16 protein-coding genes are annotated in these 19,176 nt (G+C 71.8%); 11 read left to right on the top strand and 5 right to left on the bottom strand.

Annotated features, from left to right (window positions below; all coding sequences use genetic code 11):
- Positions 1 to 19: 19 nt before the first annotated feature.
- A complete protein-coding gene (locus LCN96_RS38395; protein ID WP_225267332.1) occupies positions 20 to 385 on the top strand; it encodes a hypothetical protein in 366 nt (121 codons plus the stop codon).
- A complete protein-coding gene (locus LCN96_RS38390) occupies positions 382 to 1,155 on the top strand; it encodes a hypothetical protein (RefSeq protein ID WP_225267331.1) in 774 nt (257 codons plus the stop codon). The genes LCN96_RS38395 and LCN96_RS38390 overlap by 4 nt, the downstream gene beginning before the upstream one ends.
- On the opposite strand, the gene LCN96_RS38385 is transcribed toward LCN96_RS38390, so the two are convergent.
- The gene (locus LCN96_RS38385) at positions 1,152 to 2,630 is read right to left on the bottom strand and encodes an Nramp family divalent metal transporter (protein ID WP_225267330.1); all 1,479 of its coding nucleotides are present in this window, start codon (positions 2,628 to 2,630) and stop codon (positions 1,152 to 1,154) included. The genes LCN96_RS38390 and LCN96_RS38385 overlap by 4 nt on opposite strands.
- A 63-nt stretch (positions 2,631 to 2,693) precedes the next feature.
- Entirely contained in the window at positions 2,694 to 3,170 is a 477-nt protein-coding gene (locus LCN96_RS38380) for a nuclear transport factor 2 family protein (RefSeq protein WP_225267329.1), read from the bottom strand.
- Positions 3,171 to 3,349: 179 nt separating this feature from the next.
- Here LCN96_RS38380 and LCN96_RS38375 point away from each other — a divergent pair, with 179 nt between their 5' ends.
- Positions 3,350 to 3,814, top strand: a complete 465-nt coding sequence (locus LCN96_RS38375) for a hypothetical protein (RefSeq protein ID WP_225267328.1) — start codon at positions 3,350 to 3,352, stop codon at positions 3,812 to 3,814.
- Positions 3,815 to 4,283: 469 nt separating this feature from the next.
- Here LCN96_RS38375 and glgC read toward each other — a convergent pair whose 3' ends face one another.
- On the bottom strand, positions 4,284 to 5,519 hold the full coding sequence (gene glgC, locus LCN96_RS38370; RefSeq protein ID WP_225267327.1) for a glucose-1-phosphate adenylyltransferase: 1,236 nt from the start codon (positions 5,517 to 5,519) through the stop codon (positions 4,284 to 4,286).
- Positions 5,520 to 5,677: 158 nt separating this feature from the next.
- On the opposite strand from glgC, the gene glgA reads away from it, so the two are divergent.
- The gene (gene glgA / locus LCN96_RS38365; RefSeq protein ID WP_225267326.1) at positions 5,678 to 6,850 is read left to right on the top strand and encodes a glycogen synthase; all 1,173 of its coding nucleotides are present in this window, start codon (positions 5,678 to 5,680) and stop codon (positions 6,848 to 6,850) included.
- A gap of 120 nt (positions 6,851 to 6,970) precedes the next feature.
- Here the strand turns inward: glgA and LCN96_RS38360 are convergent, their stop codons facing one another.
- Positions 6,971 to 8,011 (bottom strand): TrmB family transcriptional regulator, encoded by a 1,041-nt coding sequence (locus tag LCN96_RS38360; RefSeq protein WP_225267325.1) that lies wholly within the window; start codon positions 8,009 to 8,011, stop codon positions 6,971 to 6,973.
- A 55-nt stretch (positions 8,012 to 8,066) separates the two neighbouring features.
- On the opposite strand from LCN96_RS38360, the gene LCN96_RS38355 reads away from it, so the two are divergent.
- Entirely contained in the window at positions 8,067 to 11,360 is a 3,294-nt protein-coding gene (locus LCN96_RS38355; protein ID WP_225267324.1) for a S8 family serine peptidase, read from the top strand.
- Between the two features lie 42 nt (positions 11,361 to 11,402).
- Here LCN96_RS38355 and LCN96_RS38350 read toward each other — a convergent pair whose 3' ends face one another.
- Positions 11,403 to 11,807, bottom strand: a complete 405-nt coding sequence (locus LCN96_RS38350) for a nitroreductase family deazaflavin-dependent oxidoreductase (RefSeq protein WP_225267323.1) — start codon at positions 11,805 to 11,807, stop codon at positions 11,403 to 11,405.
- 148 nt (positions 11,808 to 11,955) lie between these two features.
- Here LCN96_RS38350 and LCN96_RS38345 point away from each other — a divergent pair, with 148 nt between their 5' ends.
- From LCN96_RS38345 to LCN96_RS38320, 6 genes are read left to right on the top strand one after another with little or no spacing between them, the layout of a single operon-like run.
- The gene (locus LCN96_RS38345) at positions 11,956 to 12,954 is read left to right on the top strand and encodes a LacI family DNA-binding transcriptional regulator (RefSeq protein ID WP_225267322.1); all 999 of its coding nucleotides are present in this window, start codon (positions 11,956 to 11,958) and stop codon (positions 12,952 to 12,954) included.
- Positions 12,951 to 14,213 carry a sugar ABC transporter substrate-binding protein gene (locus LCN96_RS38340; RefSeq protein WP_225267321.1) on the top strand — a complete coding sequence of 421 codons (1,263 nt, stop codon included), beginning with the start codon at positions 12,951 to 12,953 and terminating at the stop codon, positions 14,211 to 14,213. The genes LCN96_RS38345 and LCN96_RS38340 overlap by 4 nt, the downstream gene beginning before the upstream one ends.
- A gap of 2 nt (positions 14,214 to 14,215) precedes the next feature.
- Positions 14,216 to 15,145 carry a carbohydrate ABC transporter permease gene (locus LCN96_RS38335; RefSeq protein WP_225267320.1) on the top strand — a complete coding sequence of 310 codons (930 nt, stop codon included), beginning with the start codon at positions 14,216 to 14,218 and terminating at the stop codon, positions 15,143 to 15,145.
- The gene (locus LCN96_RS38330) at positions 15,142 to 15,966 is read left to right on the top strand and encodes a carbohydrate ABC transporter permease (protein WP_225267319.1); all 825 of its coding nucleotides are present in this window, start codon (positions 15,142 to 15,144) and stop codon (positions 15,964 to 15,966) included. The genes LCN96_RS38335 and LCN96_RS38330 overlap by 4 nt, the downstream gene beginning before the upstream one ends.
- 11 nt (positions 15,967 to 15,977) lie before the next feature.
- A complete protein-coding gene (locus LCN96_RS38325; protein WP_225267318.1) occupies positions 15,978 to 17,477 on the top strand; it encodes a glucoamylase family protein in 1,500 nt (499 codons plus the stop codon).
- Complete coding sequence (locus LCN96_RS38320; protein WP_225267317.1) at positions 17,474 to 19,171, top strand: GH39 family glycosyl hydrolase; 1,698 nt, start codon at positions 17,474 to 17,476, stop codon at positions 19,169 to 19,171. Before LCN96_RS38325 ends, LCN96_RS38320 begins: the two co-directional genes overlap by 4 nt.
- Positions 19,172 to 19,176: the final 5 nt, after the last annotated feature.

Genomic DNA, 19,176 nt, shown 5'->3' with positions numbered 1-19,176 from the left:
CAGAACTGGGGGCGGAGTCATGGATGCGCTGACGGCCGCGGGTCTGGGGGCCGTCGGGGGAGCGGTCATCGAGATCCTCTACGTGTGGAGCTCGCTGACGGCCTGGCAGCAGGCACGCAGGAAGGCCAGGGCGAAGCGAAGGAGCGGCAGGCTGCCGCGCCTGGACGACTACCTCGATCCGGTCGCGGACTCCCTCGTGGCCGCGACCAGGCTGGCCCTGGGCGCGGCGGCGTGCCTGCTGTTCAGGGACCAGATCACCGGCACGATGGCGGCCATCGCGGTCGGCGCCTCCGCGCCCGCGCTGCTGCGGCAGGTCGGCACCCTGCGTTCGCTGCGCGGGGTCCCTGACACGCCTGCCGAGCAGCCACGGGAGGCGACGCCATGAGCGCCGGCCGGCACCAGGGCCGCACGCTGGCGCGACGTTACTGGGACGCGCTCATCGACAGCCGCCCGTACGAGCCCGGTGGCGTGCCGGTCCGCCGGGACCTCAGCCTGTGGCAGCGGTACTGGATCTCGCTCCTCGGCCTGCCACCTCCCGCCCCGAAGCCCCTGCCGGCCGCGGAGCCCGTCTTCGCCCCTCGCGCTGACGAGCCCGCCGCCGCCCCGCCTCGCGAACGGGCGACCTGGACGCTCTCGCTGGGCAGGGCCCTGCTCCCGGTCGCCATGACGGCCGCCCTGGTGGCCGCAGGCGTGCTCGCGTTCCGTCCGCTCATGACCCAGGAGCCCATCAGCGCGGGCCCCGCCACCCCACCGGCGGCCACCACCGACGTCCAGCTCACCCAGAGCACCCAGGCGCCCGCCGAGCAGCCGCTCTACGACGACATCGTCTCCCTCCCCCGGCCGGCGGCCAGGAGCGCCATGGCCCTGTGGCGGCTCACCCCCGACGGCCCCGTCACGGCCGAGCCGGGCGACGCGGACCTCGTCCTCTCGCGCGACGCCGTCTACGTGGACGAGAACCGCACCCTCGTCGTCACCTCACGCGAGCAGTGCCGCAGCAGCCCGCCCACCGAGGGCGTCACCGTGGGGGAGAGGCGGGCCAGGCCGCACCAGCGGTTGTGCATCCTGACCCACGCCTCCGACCTCGCGTACGTCATCTTCGCCGACCCCGACGGCCGGACGGTGGACGCCGCGATCACCCTCTGGCCCGCCGGTTAGAACGTGACCAGCGGGTCCCCCAGGAAGTCGGCGATGAAGTTGACGAAGAAGAACCCGAAGAACAGGAAGTTGAGCACCAGGATGACGTAGTGCCAGGGCCGCGGGCGGGCCGGGCGCGGCAGCTTGCTGTTCAGGTACATCAGCAGGAACGGGTAGATCAGCGCGCCCAGGTTCGACATGTTGGCCGACCATTCGACCAGCCCCACGGGCAGCGACTGGAAGATGACGATCGAGATGATGACGAGCAGCAGCAGCATGAACGGGTAGTAGAAGCGGCGTGGGTCGCCCTCGATCAGCCGGCGCAGGCGCGGGCTGGTGGCGTTGGCGGCGTCGGTCGTCACCCGGACCATGGCCTCGAAGATGCCGAGCTGCGTGGAGAACAGGATCAGCACCCCCATCACGAGGGCGACGTAGAAGGCCACCTGGCCGTACTGGTCGCCGAGGACGCCGGCGACGAAGGTGGGCACGTTCGCCCGGGTGGGCCGCTCGCCCGACATCGCGACCGCCTGCGACATGAGGAGAGTGGGCAGCAGCATGCCGAGGATGGCGCCGACGAAGAACACGCCCCACATGTCCACCATGAGCAGCCGGTACCAGCGCCGCCACAGGCCGCGGTTGCGCTCGTCGTCGGGGAAGGTGACGCCGCTGGCCAGGATCGCGCGCCGCTCGCCGCGCAGCCCGGAGATGTAGCCGACGCGGTGCCCCATGCCGTAACCCTTGTCGCGGTAGTGGCCCATGACGTACCAGTTCAGGCCCGAGGCCAGCGCGGTGAACCCGGCCAGCGCGCCGAGCTGGGTGGCGGTGATCCCGGCGGGCGGGGCAGCCGGGGTGATGAAGCCGCGGATGCCCTCCCACCACATGCTGAACGGGACGACGAGCAGGTCCACGGCCAGCAGGGCGAGCAGGATGGTGCCGACCATCACCCAGTTGGCCAGCTCCAGCGCGCGGCTGACGCGGCGGGCGGCGGCGGTGATGAGGAACACCAGCACCAGCAGCCCGATGGCCCACAGCCGGGGCTCGACGGCGTCGGCGGCCGGGGGTACGCCGTGCACCAGCGCGTACACGCCCTGACCTGCCGAGGCGGCCCAGCCGCCCGCGATGAACGCGAAGATCACGATGAGGACGGACAGCGGCACCCACAACATCCAGCCCGGCGGCACCCGCCCCCACCCGACCACGGGCGTCTCGCCGGTCGCCAGGACGTAGCGGGAGCATTCGACGTTGTAGAACGTCTGCAGCAGCGCCGACACCAGGATGACCCAGCCGACGCCGACGAATCCGTACTGCCCCACGTTGAGGGGGCCCAGCAGCCATTCGCCGCTGCCGATGGAAATGCCCAGGGCGATGAGGCTCGGGCCGACGGCGTACTTGAACAGTTCCTTGAAGCCGATCCTGGAGACCTTGAAGACCTCTTCAGGCGTGGGCAGGTCGGTGACTTCTAGATCGGGACGGCTGACTCCGAGTGGGTGTGACATGTCACTGCCTCCTGTGGCCCCCAGGGTGATCCCGAAGGGCTGCGGCAGCAAGACCCAAAAGCGTCAGGCGTACTGGAGATCGGCTTTGACGATGCGCCCGCTCCCGACCGTGAAGTCGTAGTGCGCCCGCCAGCCGCCGGACCCGCCGGGGGCCCAGTGGACGAGCAGCTTCTGCCCGTCCGCCCGCCGCTCGGCGATCGACAGCACCCGCAACGTCCCGCCGATCACCTCGTCGCCCGCCCACCGCCTGATGGCGTCGTGCCCCTTGATGCTGCGGCTGACGTCGATGATCTCGGCGTCAGTGGCGAAGGAGGCGACCAGGGCGTCCAGGTCGCCCGCGTTCACGGCGTCCACGTACGCCTGCGCCGCCCCGTCCACGCCGGTGACCGTGGCGTCGGCCGAGGGTGAGGAGGCCGGGGTAGCGGCTGCAGGGGTGGCCGCTGCCGGGGTGGCCGCCGGGGTCGTCGCCGGGGCGGCGCCGCAGGCGGCGGCCAGGAAAGAAAGGAACGCGACCAGGGCGATCACACATGAGGTTCGCATGGCCCCGATCATGCGGCTGGGCCGCTGATCCCGTCCAAGACCTGTCGTCATAACCGGTGGCTATGACCCACCGTGCGACAAACCGACGAGACAGTTCCGGGCGTGGCGTTACACGGCGTTCCTGGGCCAGCTACGTACAGTGAGGAACCGATGTCACATCGTGACTACAGGGAGAGATCATGAAACGTACGCTCATAGCGGCAGGTGGCGCACTTGCCACCGCCGCCGCACTCGTCGTGCTGGCCACGCCGGCCAGCGCCGTTCCGGCCTACTGCAACCTGAGCCTGGCCGACGCGTCGCGCTCGCTGGGCATCGACACCTGGGGTGTCTACTCGGGTCAGCGCGAGGCCGACGCGTGCGAGAGCGACCACGGCACGGCGCACGACAAGTACGACAAGTACGACAAGTACGACGACGGCAACAACTGGGACCAGGGCAACACCTGGGACAGCGGCAACAGCTGGGGCAACGGCGGCTGGGACAACGGTAACTGGGGCGGCAGCAACTGGGGTAACCAGGGCCACGGTCACGGTTACACCACCAACTGGGCCTCGCCGGGCAACTGGGGCAACCGCGGCTGGGGCCTGCGCGGCGGCTGGGGCTCGCGCGGCTACGGCTGGCCCGCCTCGCCTTACCGGTTCTGAGTGGAGACCGGTTCAGGCCGGTTCCGCGGCTTAGTCCGGCGTGGTCCCGGGGCACTCGCGTGGCCCGGGACCTTGTCATTCACGTGCACGATCATCTCCCGGGCGCGACCATCTTCCGGGCGCGACCATCTCCCGGGCGCGACCATCTCCCGCGCGCGTTCATCGCCCGGCGCGGCCGTTCTCCCTATACGGCCACTTCCCTGCGCGGCCGATCGTTCTCCCTGTGCTGCCGCGCCGCCGAGCCGCCGCGCCGCTGTGCTGCCGCGCCGCCGAGCCGCCGCGCCGCTGTGCTGCCGCGCCGCTGTGCTGCCGAGCCGTTGTGCTGCGGCGCTGCCGCGCTGTGCCGCCGCGCTGCCGCCGCCGAGTTGCCGCCGCTGCGCTGCCTGCGCTGCCGCCGCTGTGCTGCCGTGCCGCCGCTGAGCTGCCGTGCCGTCGCGCCGGGGGCCGCGGCCCCCGGCGGCTGGTCCGCTCACCGATCGACGATCTCGTTCTTGCCGATCACCACGACCCCACCCCTGGTCAACGCGAACCGCGTCCGGTCGTACTCGAGGTCGAACCCGATCCGCGCCCCATCGGGAATCACCACATTCTTGTCGATGATCGCCTTGCGCACGATCGCGCCCCGCCCCACCTTGACGTTCTCCATCAGCACGGAGTCCTCCACCAGCGAGTGCGAGTGGAGCACCACCTTGGGCGACAGGATCGACCTGATGGCCGTGCCGCCGGAGACGATCACCCCGGGGGACACCAGCGAGTCGATCGCCCGCCCCACCCGGTCGCCGTCGTTGTGCACGAACTTGGCCGGAGGCAGCGGGTCGTGCCCCGTGAAGATCGGCCACTTGTCGTTGTAGAGGTTGAAGATCGGGTGTGCCGAGATGAGGTCCATGTGGGCCTCGTAGTACGCGTCCAGCGTCCCCACGTCGCGCCAGTAGCCGCGATCGCGCTCGCTGGAGCCCGGCACCATGTTGTTGGCGAAGTCGTACACGTCGGCGCCGCCCGACTTGACCAGCATGGGGATGATGTTGCCGCCCAGGTCGTGCTTGCTGGTCGGGTCGAGCGCGTCCTCACGCAGCGCGTCGATCATCGACTGCGTCTTGAACACGTAGTTGCCCATCGAGGCGAACACCTCGTCGGGGGAGTCGGCCAGCCCCACCGCGTCCTTCGGCTTCTCCCTGAAGGCCACGATCCGCCGCCCCTCGGGGTCGGTCTCGATCACGCCGAACTGGTCGGCCAGCGACAGCGGCTGCCTGATGGCCGCCACCGTGACGTCGGCGCCGGAGTCCTCGTGCTGCTCGACCATCTGCCGCGGATCCATGCGGTAGATGTGGTCCGCGCCGAACACGATCACGTGCTCGGGCATCTCGTCGTAGATCAGGTTCAGGTTCTGGAACAAGGCGTCGGCGGAGCCGGAGAACCAGCGCGGCCCGAGTCGCTGCTGGGCCGGCACCGGCGTGACGTAGTTGCCCAGCATCGCCGACAGTCGCCAGGTTCGGGAGACATGCCGGTCGAGGCTGTGGTTCTTGTACTGCGTCAGCACGACGATCTTCAGGAAGCCGCCGTTGGCGAGGTTCGACAGCACGAAATCGATGAGGCGGTACATCCCGCCGAACGGCACCGCCGGTTTGGCTCGATCCGCCGTGAGCGGCATGAGCCTCTTACCCTCTCCACCTGCCAGCACGACCGCAAGCACCCTCCGGGACCTCATGTCCAGGACGCTACCCTCAAATGGCCGATCTATCGACGAAACCCCGCGCGCCAAGCTCCTTTCTTGTCCGGTTATGGGGTCCAATGTACGAACCGGACTTGCGGACCTTGGGCTTGTCGATGTGTTTTTCTTGCCCAGACCCCCCTTAAAGTCGTCTCATGCGTGTTGATCTGCTCAGCCGGGAGTATCCGCCCGAGGTCTACGGCGGGGCCGGGGTGCACATGGAGTACCTCGCCAGGGAGCTGAGGAAGCTCGCCGACGTACGCGTGCGCTGCTTCGGGGCCGACCGCGACGAGCCGGGCGTCTCCGCCTACCGGGTGCCGGGCGGGCTGGCCGGCGCCAACGCCGCCCTGCAGGTGCTCGGCGTGGACCTGGAGATGGCCGCCGCCTGCCAGGGCGCCGACGTCGTGCACTCCCACACGTGGTACGCCAACTTCGCCGGCCACGTGGCCAAGCTCCTGCACGGCGTGCCCCACGTGATCACCACGCACAGCCTGGAGCCGCTGCGCCCGTGGAAGGCCGAGCAGCTCGGCGGCGGCTACGCGATCTCGTCCTGGGCCGAGCGCACGGCCCTGGCCGCCGCCGACGCGGTCGTCGCGGTCTCGGAGGGCATGCGCCGCGACGTCCTGGCCGCCTACCCGGAGATCGCGCCGGAGAAGGTCACCGTCGTCCACAACGGCATCGACACCGCCGAGTACGCTCCCGACCAGGCCACCGACGTGCTGGAGCGGCACGGCGTCGACCCGGGCCGCCCGTACGTCATCTTCGTCGGCCGCATCACCCGGCAGAAGGGCCTGGTCCACCTCCTGCACGCGGCCCGCTCCTTCGACCCGGCGGCGCAGCTCGTGCTCTGCGCGGGCGCGCCCGACACGCCGGAGATCGCCGCGGAGGTGACCGAGCTGGTGCGCGGGCTCGACCGCGACGGCGTGTTCTGGATCCAGGAGATGCTGCCCAAGCCCCAGGTGATCCAGCTCCTGACGCACGCCACCGTGTTCGTGTGCCCGTCGGTCTACGAGCCGATGGGCATCGTCAACCTGGAGGCGATGGCCTGCGAGACCGCGGTGGTGGCGACGGCGACCGGGGGTATCCCCGAGGTGGTCGCCGACGGTGCGACGGGGCTGCTGGTGCCCATCTCGCAGGCCGCCGACGGCACGCCGCACGACCCCGAGCGCTTCGCCGCCGACCTCGCCGAGCGGGTCAACGCCCTGCTGGGCGACCCCGCGCGGGCGCGCGCCATGGGCGAGGCGGGCCGGGCCCGCGCCATCGAGCACTTCTCCTGGACGCGCATCGCCGAGCGCACCCTGGACCTCTACGCCTCCCTGGGCGCCTGACCCCCACGCCGGCCTGGGTGTCCGACGTCCACGCCTGCCCGGCCGCCACGCCGCCGGCCTGGGTGTCCGACCTCCACGCCTGCCTGGCCGCCACGCCTGCTCCGGGGTCTCGCCGCCGTCTCAGACGAGGCCGCGGCGGCTGGCCTGGGCGCCCGCCTGGAAGCGCGTCTCGGCGTTCAGCTCGTCGAGCAGGTGCCGCAGCCGCCGCCGCAGGCTGCGCGGGCTGGTGCCGAGCTGCCGGGCGATGGCGTCGTCCTTGAGCCCGGCCGCCAGCAGCGCCAGCAGCCGTCGATCCTCCAGGCTCAGCCCCGCGTCTGGATCGCCCTCCGGCGTCAGCTCGGGCGACCCCTGCGACCACAGCTCCGGACGTACGGGCAGCGCCTCCCGCCACAGCCGCTCGAACAACTCCACCAGTGCCACCACCATGGTGGACCCCCTGATCAGCACCCCCCGGGTCAGCGGCGGGTCCATGTGCAGCGGCATGACCGCCCGCGACCGGTCGACCAGCGCCATCTTGAACGGCAGCCACGGCAGGATCCGCGCCTCCTCGCCCGCCCTGATCAGGCTGCCCACCTCGTCGAGCGCCCCGGCGTGCTCGAAGGCCTCGGGCACGTAGATGGTTCGGTAGCGCACGCCGTTGCGCAGCAGGTCGGTCTGCAGCGGGTTGTGGTAGTCCAGCACGTACGGCGGCCGGTCGAAGGTCAGCACCTCCTCCTTGGCCTCCTGCTGCAGCCTGACGTACCAGCGGGCCTGCTCCTCCGGCCCCGCCAGCACCTCGAACTGGTCGCCGCCCGCGGGGTCGGTGCCGACGTCGCGGAAGGCCGCCTCCAGTTCGTCGGCCGTGTCGGTGAGCAGGTCCAGCTCGCTCTGCATGTCGCGGACCAGCGAGCGGATCGCGGTGCCCGGGTTCGTCGCCGTCCAGCGCGGCGATCGCCCCCACAGGCGGCTGACCAGGCCCTTGGCCCGCAGCCTGCTCAGCGACGACTGGATGCGCCCGGCGCTCTCGCCGCTGCGCATGACCAGCTCCTGCACGGTGATCCCCGGGCAGGCCAGCACACTGCGGTAGATCCGCTCGTCGAACGCGCTGATGCCGACGATCTCCAGCGCGCGGCCGTCCTCCTGCACGTGCTCGATCTTGGCCGTTTCCGGCAGTTGCCGCAATAGGCCACGGACACCACCTTGTCACCAAAATTCACTGACAATTAGAAAGCGGGATGTGCAACAGAGAACGGCCCTCCTGGGCGTCGTGTTACTGGCCGCCACGGCGATCGCCGCACCGGCCCACGCGGCGCCCGTCCAGCCCGCCACCAAGCTCCAACCGGCGAAGACGATCACGCTCATCACCGGCGACAAGGTCACCCTCCGCGAGCTGCCCAACAAGCAGACCCAGCTCGACGTCGCTCCCGGCCCGGGCCGGGAGCGGATCCACTTCGTGCACCGCAGGTCCGCGGACGGGCTCAGCATCGTGCCCGTGGACGCGCTGCCCCTGCTGGCCGCGGGCACCCTCGACCCCCGGCTCTTCGACGTGACCCGGCTCGCCGCGCTCGGCTACGACGACGCCGCCAGCCCGCGGCTCCCGCTCATCGTGACCTATCCCGAGGGCTCCGCCGCGCTGCGCGCCGCCGAGGGGCGCCCGCTGCCCGCCGTCAACGGCGTGGCCAGGCAGGAGCCCCGTACCGGTGCGCTGTGGCAGACGCTGACGGGGCAGGCGCGGACCGCCGCCGCCCCCGCCAGGATCTGGCTCGACGGCAAGGCCAAGGTCTCCCTCGACGTCAGCGTGCCGCACATCGGCGCGCCCGCCGCCTGGGCGGCCGGCCACACCGGCCAGGACGTCCCCGTCGCGGTGCTCGACACCGGCTACGACCCCGGCCACCCCGACCTGGCGAACCAGGTCGTCAAGACGGAGAACTTCACCGCCGAGCCCGACACGAGCGACCTGAACGGCCACGGCACCCACGTCGCCTCCACGATCGCCGGTACCGGCGCCGCCTCGGGCGGCAGCCGCAAGGGCGTCGCCCCCGGCGCCAAGCTCATGATCGGCAAGGTCTGCGGCCAGGACGGCTACTGCGCCGACTCGGCCATCGTCGAGGGCATGACCTGGGCGGCGCAGAACGGCGCCCGCGTCGCCAACCTCAGCCTCGGCGGCCCCGACGCTCCCGGCATCGACCCGCTGGAGCAGGCCGTCAACACGCTCTCGGCCCAGTACGGCACGCTGTTCGTGATCGCCTCAGGCAACGACGGGCCCCAGGCGCTCGGCTCGCCGAGCAGCGCCGACGCCGCGCTGTCCGTCGGCGCCTCCCACCGCGACGCCGACGTCGTCGCCCAGTTCAGCAGCACCGGCCCGCGCCCCGGTGACGCGGCGGTCAAACCCGACCTGATCGCCCCCGGCGTGGGCATCGTCGCCGCCAGGGCCGGCGCCCCCGAGGGCGCCTCGGGCGACGAGCTGTACACGGAGATGAGCGGCACGTCCATGGCCACCCCGCACGTGGCGGGCGCGGCGGCCGTCGTGGCCGGGCTGCACCCCGACTGGAAGGGCGAGCGCATCAAGGCGGCGCTGATGGCCGCCACGGCCCCCGGCGAGGAGCTGGGCGCGTACGTGCAGGGCTCGGGCCGGGTGGACGTGGCCCGAGCCGTCGGCCAGCGGATCACGACCGAGCCCGCCTCCCTCGGCATGGGGGACGTCGAGCTGCCCGACACCGCCCCGAAGACGAGGACGCTCACCTACCGCAACGACGGTGACGCCCCCGTCCGGCTGGAGCTGAGCGTGCTCGCCAAGGACGGCGCCGGCCAGCGCGTCACGCCGTTCAGCCTGAGCGCCGAGGCGGTGGACGTGCCCGCGCACGGCACCGCCCAGGTGACGGTGACAGCCAAGCCCGCCGCGACCGGCCTGTTCAGCGGCACGGTCATCGCCAGGAGCGGCGACGTCAGCGTCCGCACCGGCATCGGCATGCGCGTCGAGCCGGAGAAGCGGGGGCTCGGCCTGCGCTTCACCGGCAGCGACGGGCAGCCGGCCGGGACGGCCTTCGCCGGCGTGATCGACGTCGAGTCGGGCGAGCAGACCAACTACGACGTCTCCGGCGGCAGCCTGGACCTGCGGCTGCTCAAGGGCCGCCGCTACACGGTCGTCATCCTGATGGCCGACCACGACGGCACGCTGGTGATGGCGGCCGAGCCGGAGTTCACGCTCGACGGCGACCGTACGGTCACCGCCGACGCCCGCCGCGCCGAGCCGGTGGACGTGCGCACGGAGGAGCCGACCGCGCGGCTGGCCATCGGCATGCTGGGCATGCTCCAGCTCGTCGAGGGCAAGCAGCCCCTCGGCGTGGACGTGGACCTGGCCGGCATGTGGGGCGCGGAGCGCGTCGAGGGCATCAAGGCCATCCCGACGGCCCGGACGGCCAGCAAGAAGTTCGCCTACTACCGCTGGACCCAGTGGGCCAAGCCGAAGGGCGACGGCACCTACGACGCCAGCCCGTACTTCTACCACCTGATGAAGGCCGAGCCGCGCATCCCCGCCGACCCCGGCTACCGCCCGCGCCGCCGCGACCTGGCCGAGGTGACCTCCACCTACGCCGCCCAGCGGGACGGCAAGACCGGCGAGCACATGGCGCTGCCCGTCCTGTACGGGACAGAGCTGGCCTGGATGCCGTACGTGCACGTGGCGCACGTGCCGCTGCCGTTCACCAGGACCGAGTACTACACGCCCGGCGACACCGGCTGGTACCCGTCCTTCGCCCAGTACAAGCTCCCGCCGGAGGGCATCGACGACCTCGACCAGTTCTTCTTCGGCCGGACCACCGTCTACCGCGCCGGCCGGAAGAGCACCGAGCGCTGGAACGGCGCCGTCCTCGGGGCCGCGCTCAACCCCGACGGCGACTACAACTGGCGCGAGGAGAACCTGCTGCAGTTCAGCACCTCGCTGTTCGACGACGGCAGGCCCGACCGCCACTCCTTCGGCTCGTACACGGCCCCGCAGGCCAAGCTCTACCGCGACGGCAAGGAGATCTACAGCACCACCGACACCCTGCCCGGCTGGATCGACGTGCCCGCCGAGCGCAAGGAGAGCGAGTACCGCCTGACGATGACCGCCGACCGGGCCCCCGCCATGACGCAGCTGTCCACCCGGGTCAGCGCCGAGTGGCGGTTCCGGTCGAAGACCCCGGCGGCGGGCGAGCGGCAGCTGCTGCCGCTGCTGGCCGTCAAGATCGACGCCGAGCTGGACGAGCGCAACAGGGCCGCCGTCGGCCCCGCGCGCCTGCCCCTGCGCCTCCAGCGCCAGGCCGGCTCGCCCGACCTGAAGCTGCGCACGCTCAGCCTCGACATCTCCTACGACGACGGCCGCACCTGGCTGCCCACGCTGGTGCACCCGTCGGGCAAGGGCGAGTGGTCGGCCGGGACCTGGCACCCGGCCTGGGCGCGCGGCACGTTCGCCTCGCTGCGGGTCAAGGCCGCCGACACCGGTGGCAACGCCTTCACCCAGACCGTGGTGCGGGCGTACCAGATCAAGTGAGAACCGGCGGAAGGCCCCGTCACGGCGGGGCCTTCCGCGCTGTCAGGTGGCGCGTTCGAGCACGACGACGGGGATCTCCCTGTCGGTCTTCTTCTGGTACTCGTCGTAGTCGGGCCAGGTGCGCGCCATCACCTTCCACATCTCGGGCTTCTCCTCCGGCGCGGCCGTGCGGGCGCGGGCCTTGAACTTGTCGCCCTTCACCTGCACCTCCACCTCCGGGTTGGCCTGGAGGTTCTTGTACCACCCCGGATGGTCGGGGTCGCCGCCCTTGGACGCCACCACGAGGTAGTCGTCGCCGAACGGCTGGTAGATGAGGGGCGTGGTGAAGGGGCGGCCGGACTTGCGCCCCTTGGTGGTCAGCAGGAGCACGACGGTGTCGTTCCAGTCGTGGCCCTCCGCCCCGTCGGTCTCCTGGTAACGCCGGACATGTTCTTCGCCGTAGAGCATGCAGCCGAACCTACCCATCCTCGCCGTGACCTCACCGTTACTCGACGGGGTCTGGGAGAGAAGTTAACGTGGTTGGCACGTACATTTCTGTAAGCGCTTTCACTCAACCCTCTCTGTAAGCGCTTACACGAAAGGAAGCCGCAGCTCCATGGACGTGACCATCTACGAAGTGGCCAAGCGGGCGGGCGTGTCGATCGCCACCGTGTCCAGGGCCCTGCGGGGCACCGGCCCCGTCGCCGCCAAGACGCGTGAGAAGGTGCTCAAGGCCGTCGAGGAGCTCAACTACACGCCCAGCCACCTGGGCGTCAGCCTCGCCGAGGGCCGCCACGCCGCCAACGGCGTGGTCTTCCCCGACCTGGCGGGCCCGTACTACGCCGAGGTGCTGCTGGGCTACGAGGAGGTCGCCTCCGAGCTGGGCCGCTCGGTGATCATCCTGTCCACCAAGGGCCGCACGAAGGTCGGCGACCTGATCAAGGACCTGGCCGGCCGGGTGGACGGCATGCTCATCTTCGGCCACACCGTCCCGGAGCCGCTGGTCGCGGAGCTGGTCCGGCTCGGCGTCCGGCTGGTGTTCGTCTCCCGCGACCCGCTGCCCGGCGCCGACACGCTGCGCAGCGAGAACACCGCCTCGGCGCGGGCGCTCGCCGCGCATCTGCGCGAGCACGGCTACGACCGCTTCGCCTTCCTCGGCGCCCCACTGACCAGCGACGACGACGTGGACGAGCGCTGGCGCGGCGTCCGCGGCGTGCTCGGCGGGGCGATCGAGGCCGTCGGCACCGGCCACTACACCGTGGAGTGCGGCCACGAGGCCGCCACGAAGCTGCTCAAGGGCAGGGACAGGCCGCGGGCGATCGTCTGCTCCGACGACGAGGTGGCGCTGGGGGCGCTGCTGGCCGCCGAGGAGCTGGGCCTGGCCGTGCCCGGCGACGTGGCCGTGACCGGCTGGGACGACATCATGGCCGCCCGCCACGCCCGGCCGGCGCTGACCACCGTACGGCAGCCGATGCGCGAGCTCGGCGCCCGCGCCGCCCGCGCGCTCGACGAGCTGATCACGGGGGCCCGCGACACCCCGAGCCACATCGTCCTGACCACCGAGCTGGTCATCCGCTCCAGCTGCGGTCACCACCCCCAGGAGGTTCCGACGTGAACACCACCACCCGGCGCGCCGCGGGCGTGCTGGCGCTGACGATCGTGGCCGCGGGCTGCGGCCGGGGCCCGGAGACGGCGCCCGAGCAGGCGCGGGACGTCACGACCGGCAAGATCGCGGGGGAGGTCACGGTCTGGGCGATGGGCGAGGAGGGCAAGGCGCTCGGCGCGTTCGTCGCGGACTTCGAGAGCGCCAACCCCGGCGTCGAGGTCAACGTGACGGCCATCGGCTGGGACGTGGCGCACGACAAGCTCACTTCGGCGATCGCGGGCGGCGCCACCCCCGACGTGAGCATGATCGGCTCCACCTGGTCGGGCGAGCTGGCCAAGACCGGCGCGCTGGAGCCCACGCCGGGCAACCTGGTCGACAAGTCGGCGTTCTTCCCCGGCGCCTGGCAGACCGTGGACATCAACGGCACCGCGTACGGCGTGCCCTGGTACGTCGAGACCCGCGTCCTGTACTACCGCACCGACCAGGCGAAGAAGGCCGGGGTCGAGCCCCCGGCGACGTGGCGGGAGTTCACCGCGTTCGTCCGCGCCCTGAAGGACAAGGGCGGCGCGAGCCGCGGCTTCAACCAGAGCTACCAGCTCGGCGCCTCCTGGCAGGAGGTGCTGCCGCTGATCTGGCAGGCGGGCGGCGAGATCGTCGAGGACGGCAGGTACACCTTCGACACCCCCGAGGCGGTCACCGCGCTCAAGCAGTACGCCTCGCTGTTCGAGCAGGGCCTGGCCCCCACCGACACCCCCGCGAACGCCTTCCCGCAGACCTTCGTCAAGGGCGAGGTCGGTGCCTTCTACTCCGGCCCCTGGATGATCGGCGTGCTGAACGACGACGGCGGCCCGGGGTTCGCCGACAAGTTCGACGTCGCGCCCTACCCCAAGGGCCCGGTCTCGGCGACGAGCTTCGTGGGCGGCGCGGACATGGCCGTGTTCAAGCAGGCCGAGAACCGTGACGCCGCCTGGAAGTTCATCCAGTGGCTGAGCGAGCCGAAGGTGCAGGCCAAGTGGTACACCACGGTCAAGGCGCTGCCGGCCGTACAGGCGGCCTGGCAGGAGCCCGAGCTGAAGGCCGACGAGCAGCTCGCGGTCTTCGGCGAGCAGCTCAAGGACGCCAGGACACCGCCGCCGTTCCCCACCTGGGAGCAGGTGGCCAGGGTGCTGGAGGCCGAGCTGGAGAAGCTGGCGCGCGGCCGGTCCACGCCCGAGCAGACGGCCGAGGCGATCCAGGCGCGGGCCGACACGATCGGGACCGGCCTGTAGCCATGGCCGTCCTCACGAGACAGGCGCCGCCCGCCCCCGCACCGGTCCGGGTCAGGGGCGCGTTACGCCGGTCCGGCGTCGGCTGGCTCTTCGTCCTGCCGTTCGTGGTGCTGTTCGCGGTGTTCTACCTGGGGCCGCTGCTGGTCGGCATCGGGATGAGCTTCACCGACCTGCGCAGCACCGACGTGGCCGACCCGCTCGCCGTCGACCTGGTCGGCGCCGAGAACTACCTGCGGCTGATGAACGACGGCGCCATGCGCAGGGCCGCGCTCAACACCGTGGTCTTCGTGCTCACCGCGCTGCCGCTGACCATCGGGCTCGGGCTGGCCGCGGCCGTGCTGCTCAACACGGGCATCGCCCGCCTGCCCGCCGCGTTCTTCCGGCTCGGCTACTACCTGCCCAACATCACCAGCATCATCGGCATCGCGGTGGCCTGGAAGTTCCTGCTGGAGCCCGACGCGGGGCTGGTCAACCGGCTGCTCGGCCTGGCCGGCGTCGAGGGCCCCGACTGGCTGGGGACCGAGGCCACCGCGCTGCCCTCGATCATCGTGATGACGGCCTGGCGCAGCTTCGGCTTCACCATGGTCGTGCTGCTGGCCGCGCTGCAGACGATCCCGAGGGAGCTGTACGAGGCCGCGGCGGTGGACGGCGCCGGGCGCTGGGCCCGCTTTCACGCGGTGACCCTGCCCTCGCTGCGGCCCGTGCTGCTGTTCTGCACGGTCTACAGCTCGGTCGGCTTCATGCAGTTCCTGGAGGAGCCGCTGGTCATGACCCGGGGCGGGCCGCTGGACGCCACGCTGTCGGCCTCGCTGGCCATCTTCAACCAGTTCGGCGTCGGCGACTACGGCTACGCCGGGGCCGCCTCGACCGTCCTGTTCACGGTGATCGTGGCGCTGGCCGTCCTGCAGCTCAGGCTGGGGAGGAAACGATGACCAGGACCACCCGCCGCCAGCGCGCGGTCATCTACCTGGGGCTCTCCATCGGCCTGGCGCTGGTCGCGGGGCCGTTCCTGTGGACGGCGCTGAGCTCGGTCAAGCCCGAGCAGGAGATCAGGCGCGACCCGCCGACGTTCTGGCCCGAGACGTGGACGCCGGCCAACTTCGCCGAGCTGTTCGGCCGGGTGGACCTCGGCACCGCGTTCGCCAACAGCGTGATCATCGCGCTCGTGCTGGTCGCCACGAACCTGCTCTTCTGCTCCATGGTCGGCTACGCCTTCGCCAAGCTCTCCTTCCGCGGCAAGAACGTGCTCTTCGGCCTGGTGCTCGTGCAGCTCGCGATCCCCGCCATCGTCGTGCTGATGCCGCAGTTCGTGCTGATCGCCCGGCTCGGCCTGGTCAACACGTTCGTCGGGATCATCCTGCCGACCGTGGTGACGCCGCTGGGCGTCTTCATGATGCGGCAGTTCATCTCCGACCTGCCGGACGAGCTGATCGACGCGGCCCGCGTGGACGGCGCCAGGGAGCTCCGCGTCTTCTTCACCATCATCCTGCCGCTGTGCGGGCCCGCGCTGGCCACGCTCGGGCTGATCACGTTCCTCGGCTCGTGGAACAACTTCCTCTGGCCGGCCGTGGTCGCCCAGAGCGAGGACCTGTACACCCTGCCCGTCGCCCTCAACATCCTCAACGGCTACGAGGGCACCCACTACAACCTGCTGGTGGCCGGGTCGGTCGTGGTGATCGCGCCGATCCTGTTCCTGTTCGTCTTCCTGCAGCGCTTCTTCATCCAGGGCATCGCCACCACCGGACTCAAGTAGAGGAGCACCCCATGCGCAAGACAGTCCTGTCCTGCTTACTCGTGCTGTCGCTGGGTCTGACGGCCGCGCCCGCCCAGGCCGACAGCACGCTGCACCGCTACGCCAGGGACACCTGGCGCTCCATGGACGCCATGGTCGAGCCCGCCACCGGCCTGCCCGCCGACAAGGTGACAGGAGACCTGCGGACCAGGGCCAGGATCACCTCGCCCACCAACATCGCCACGTACGTGTGGAGCACGCTTGTCGCCCGCGACCTGCGCCTGATCACCGCCCGTGACGCCACCACCAGGATCGGCCGGGTGCTGGACGCGCTGGCCCGCATGGAGCGCAACGCCCCCACCGGCCAGTTCTACAACTGGTACGACCCGGCCACCCTCCAGCTCGCCCGCAGCTTCCCCGACTCGGGCGACCCCATCCACCCGTTCGCCTCCAGCGTGGACAACGGCTGGCTGGCCAGCGCACTCATGATGGTGCGCACCGCCGTCCCCGCCCACGCCAGGGCGGCCGACACCCTGGTGCGGTCGATGGACTTCACCGCCTACTACGACCCGGCCGCCCGCCCCGACGCCGGCACCGGCCTGCTGCGCGGCGGCTTCTGGCCGGAACCGCCGCCCAGGGACTGCAACACCCCCACCGACTACGCCGGCACCGGCGTGACCGTCTACTCCACCTGCCACCACTACGGCGCCCCCGCCGAGACCCGCATCGGCCAGTACGTCGCCATCGCGCTCGGCCAGCTCCCGCCCGAGACCTACTTCGGCCCCTACCGCACGTTCCCCGACAACGGCTGCGACTACGGCTGGCAGGAGCAGCGGCCGGTCGGCGAGTGGAAGCGGTACCTGGGCGTCAACGTCTGGGAGGGCACCTACGAGTACCGCGGCCTGCGTTACGTCCCCAACTGGGGCGGCTCGATGTTCGAGGCCCTCATGCCCGACCTGGTCGTCCCCGAGGCCAGGTGGGCGCCCAGGAGCTGGGGCCGCAACCACCCGGTGTTCGTCCGCGCCCAGATCGAGCACGGCCTGAACGAGGCGAAGTACGGCTACTGGGGCTTCTCCCCGTCCAACGACCCGCATGGCGGCTACAACGTCTACGGCGTGGACCAGCTCGGCATGGACGAGCCCGGCTACCCCTCCGACCGCGAGCGCACCGGCGTGGACCCCGGCTACGAGGGCTGCCGGCCCGCCAAGCCGCTGCCGCAGACGTACGGGGACGGCGTCGTCACCCCGCACGCCAGCTTCCTGGCCCTGCCGTACGCCGAGCGCGCCGCCCTGGACAACCTGGCCAGGCTGCGCCGCGACTTCGACGCCTACGGCCCCGGCGGCTTCTACGACGCGATCGCCGTCCGCACCGGCGTCGTGTCGAAGTGGTATCTGGCGCTCGACCAGGGCATGGCCATGGCCGCGCTGGGCAACGTGCTCACCGGCGGCGCCCTGCACCGCTACTTCGCGGGCTCCGGCGTGGAGGAGAGGCTGCGGCCGGTGATGCGGCTGGAGAGCTGGGAGGTCGGATGACCGGGGCACCCACGGGCCTGCGCGCCGTCGCGGGCGCCGGGCACGTCACGCTGACCTGGGACCCCGTGCCCGGCGCCATCGGCTACCTGGTGCACAGGGACGGCGCGCCAGCCGTGCCGCCCGAGGTGGACGTGCCCGCCGTGCCGTCCTGCCGGTTCGTCGACACCGGGCACGGGCCGGCCGCGTACACGGTGGCCGCCGTCTCGCCCGCGCGGGGCCCCTTCTCGGCGCCGGTCGAGGCCGCGCCGCTGCCCGCCCGCGCCGGCGCCGCAGTCTCGGTACGGGTGGACGCGCGCCGGGTGACCCGCGAGCTGCCCAGGCCGTGGGCGGCCATGGTGGGCTCCGAGCACCTGTCCCACCTGCTCAGCACCGACGAGACCGGCGGCAGGCCCATCGGCGCGGAGCTGGCGGCGGCGCTGCGCATGGTGCGTGAGCAGCTCGGCGTCAGGGCCGTGCGCGCGCACGCCATCCTCGGCGACGACCTGGGCGTCTACCGGCAGGGCGAGCCCTACGACTTCTCCCGCGTGGACGCCGTCTACGACCGGGTCGTCGCGCTGGGCCTGCGGCCCGTCGTGGAGCTCGGCTTCATGCCCCGCGACCTGGCCGCCGACCCGTCCAGGACCGTCTTCGGTTACGAGGCCGTCATCTCGCCGCCGAAGGACTTCGAGGCGTGGGGCGAGCTGGTCAGAGCGCTGGTCGGGCACCTGGCCGGCCGGTACGGCCTGCGGGAGCTGGTCGACCACTGGGCCTTCGAGGTCTGGAACGAGCCGAACCTGGACGTCTTCTGGTCCGGCACCCGCGAGGAGTACTTCCTGCTCTACGACGTCACCGCCGCCGCCGTCCGCGACGTGCATCCCGGCCTGCGCGTCGGCGGCCCCGCCTCGGCGGCGAACGGCTGGGTGGCGGAGCTGCTCGCGCACGTCGCCGAGTCCGGCGCCGCGCTCGACTTCGTCTCCACCCACACCTACGGCAACGCCCCGCTCGACTGGCGGCCCGTCCTGTCGGCGTACGGGCGGGACGTGCCGATCTGGTGGACGGAGTGGGGGCCGACGCCCACCCACTTCCACGGCATCGGGGACGGGCCGTTCGGGGCGGCGTTCGTGCTGCACGGGATGAGGTCCGCGGCGGGCAGGATCGCCGCGCTGTCGCACTGGGTGGCCTCCGACCACTTCGAGGAGCTGGGCCGGCCGCCCCGGCTCTTCCACGGCGGGTTCGGCCTGCTGACCGTCGGCAACCTGCGCAAGCCCCGCTTCCACGCGCTGGCCCTGGCGAACCGGCTGGGCGAGGCCGAGCTGGCCGCCGACGTGGGCGGCGACGTGGCGGGCGTCGAGGCGTGGGCGGCCCGGCACGCCGACGGCCGGGTCGGCGTGCTCGTCTGGAACGGCACGCTCAACAGCGCCCAGTCCGCCGGGGCGCCCGAGCTGGCCCGCACCGTCACGCTGGCCGTCGAAGGGCTGGCGCGGGGCGCGTACACGCTCACGCACCACCGCCTCGACGCCGCCCACAGCAACGTGGAGGCGGCCTGGGAGGCGATGGGCGGCGGCGACTGGCCGGCCGGCGAGCAGTGGGAGGCGCTCGCGGCGGCCGACGGGCTCGACGCGCTGGCCCCGCCCGCGACCGTGACGGGGCCGGCCGTCAGCCTGGTGTTCGACCTGCCCATGCCGGGCGTGTCGTTCCTGGAGCTGGCACCCTGAGTGAC

The sequence above is a fragment of the Nonomuraea gerenzanensis genome (assembly GCF_020215645.1).
GTDB classification, from domain to species: Bacteria; Actinomycetota; Actinomycetes; order Streptosporangiales; family Streptosporangiaceae; genus Nonomuraea; species Nonomuraea gerenzanensis.
The sequence above is the reverse complement of the archived record's forward strand: the minus strand, read 5'-3'. Positions and strand labels throughout refer to the sequence as shown.

What these genes read in the sequence shown, in the direction of transcription:
- LCN96_RS38350 (WP_225267323.1), bottom strand. Translation starts at nt 11,807, where the DNA reads ATGCTCTACGGCGAAGAACATGTCCGGCGTTACCAGGAGACCGACGGG.
- LCN96_RS38320 (WP_225267317.1), top strand. Translation starts at nt 17,474, where the DNA reads ATGACCGGGGCACCCACGGGCCTGCGCGCCGTCGCGGGCGCCGGGCAC.
- LCN96_RS38325 (WP_225267318.1), top strand. Translation starts at nt 15,978, where the DNA reads ATGCGCAAGACAGTCCTGTCCTGCTTACTCGTGCTGTCGCTGGGTCTG.
- LCN96_RS38330 (WP_225267319.1), top strand. Translation starts at nt 15,142, where the DNA reads ATGACCAGGACCACCCGCCGCCAGCGCGCGGTCATCTACCTGGGGCTC.
- LCN96_RS38380 (WP_225267329.1), bottom strand. Translation starts at nt 3,170, where the DNA reads ATGCGAACCTCATGTGTGATCGCCCTGGTCGCGTTCCTTTCTTTCCTG.
- glgA (WP_225267326.1), top strand. Translation starts at nt 5,678, where the DNA reads ATGCGTGTTGATCTGCTCAGCCGGGAGTATCCGCCCGAGGTCTACGGC.
- LCN96_RS38335 (WP_225267320.1), top strand. Translation starts at nt 14,216, where the DNA reads ATGGCCGTCCTCACGAGACAGGCGCCGCCCGCCCCCGCACCGGTCCGG.
- glgC (WP_225267327.1), bottom strand. Translation starts at nt 5,519, where the DNA reads ATGAGGTCCCGGAGGGTGCTTGCGGTCGTGCTGGCAGGTGGAGAGGGT.
- LCN96_RS38385 (WP_225267330.1), bottom strand. Translation starts at nt 2,630, where the DNA reads ATGTCACACCCACTCGGAGTCAGCCGTCCCGATCTAGAAGTCACCGAC.
- LCN96_RS38390 (WP_225267331.1), top strand. Translation starts at nt 382, where the DNA reads ATGAGCGCCGGCCGGCACCAGGGCCGCACGCTGGCGCGACGTTACTGG.
- LCN96_RS38345 (WP_225267322.1), top strand. Translation starts at nt 11,956, where the DNA reads ATGGACGTGACCATCTACGAAGTGGCCAAGCGGGCGGGCGTGTCGATC.
- LCN96_RS38395 (WP_225267332.1), top strand. Translation starts at nt 20, where the DNA reads ATGGATGCGCTGACGGCCGCGGGTCTGGGGGCCGTCGGGGGAGCGGTC.
- LCN96_RS38375 (WP_225267328.1), top strand. Translation starts at nt 3,350, where the DNA reads ATGAAACGTACGCTCATAGCGGCAGGTGGCGCACTTGCCACCGCCGCC.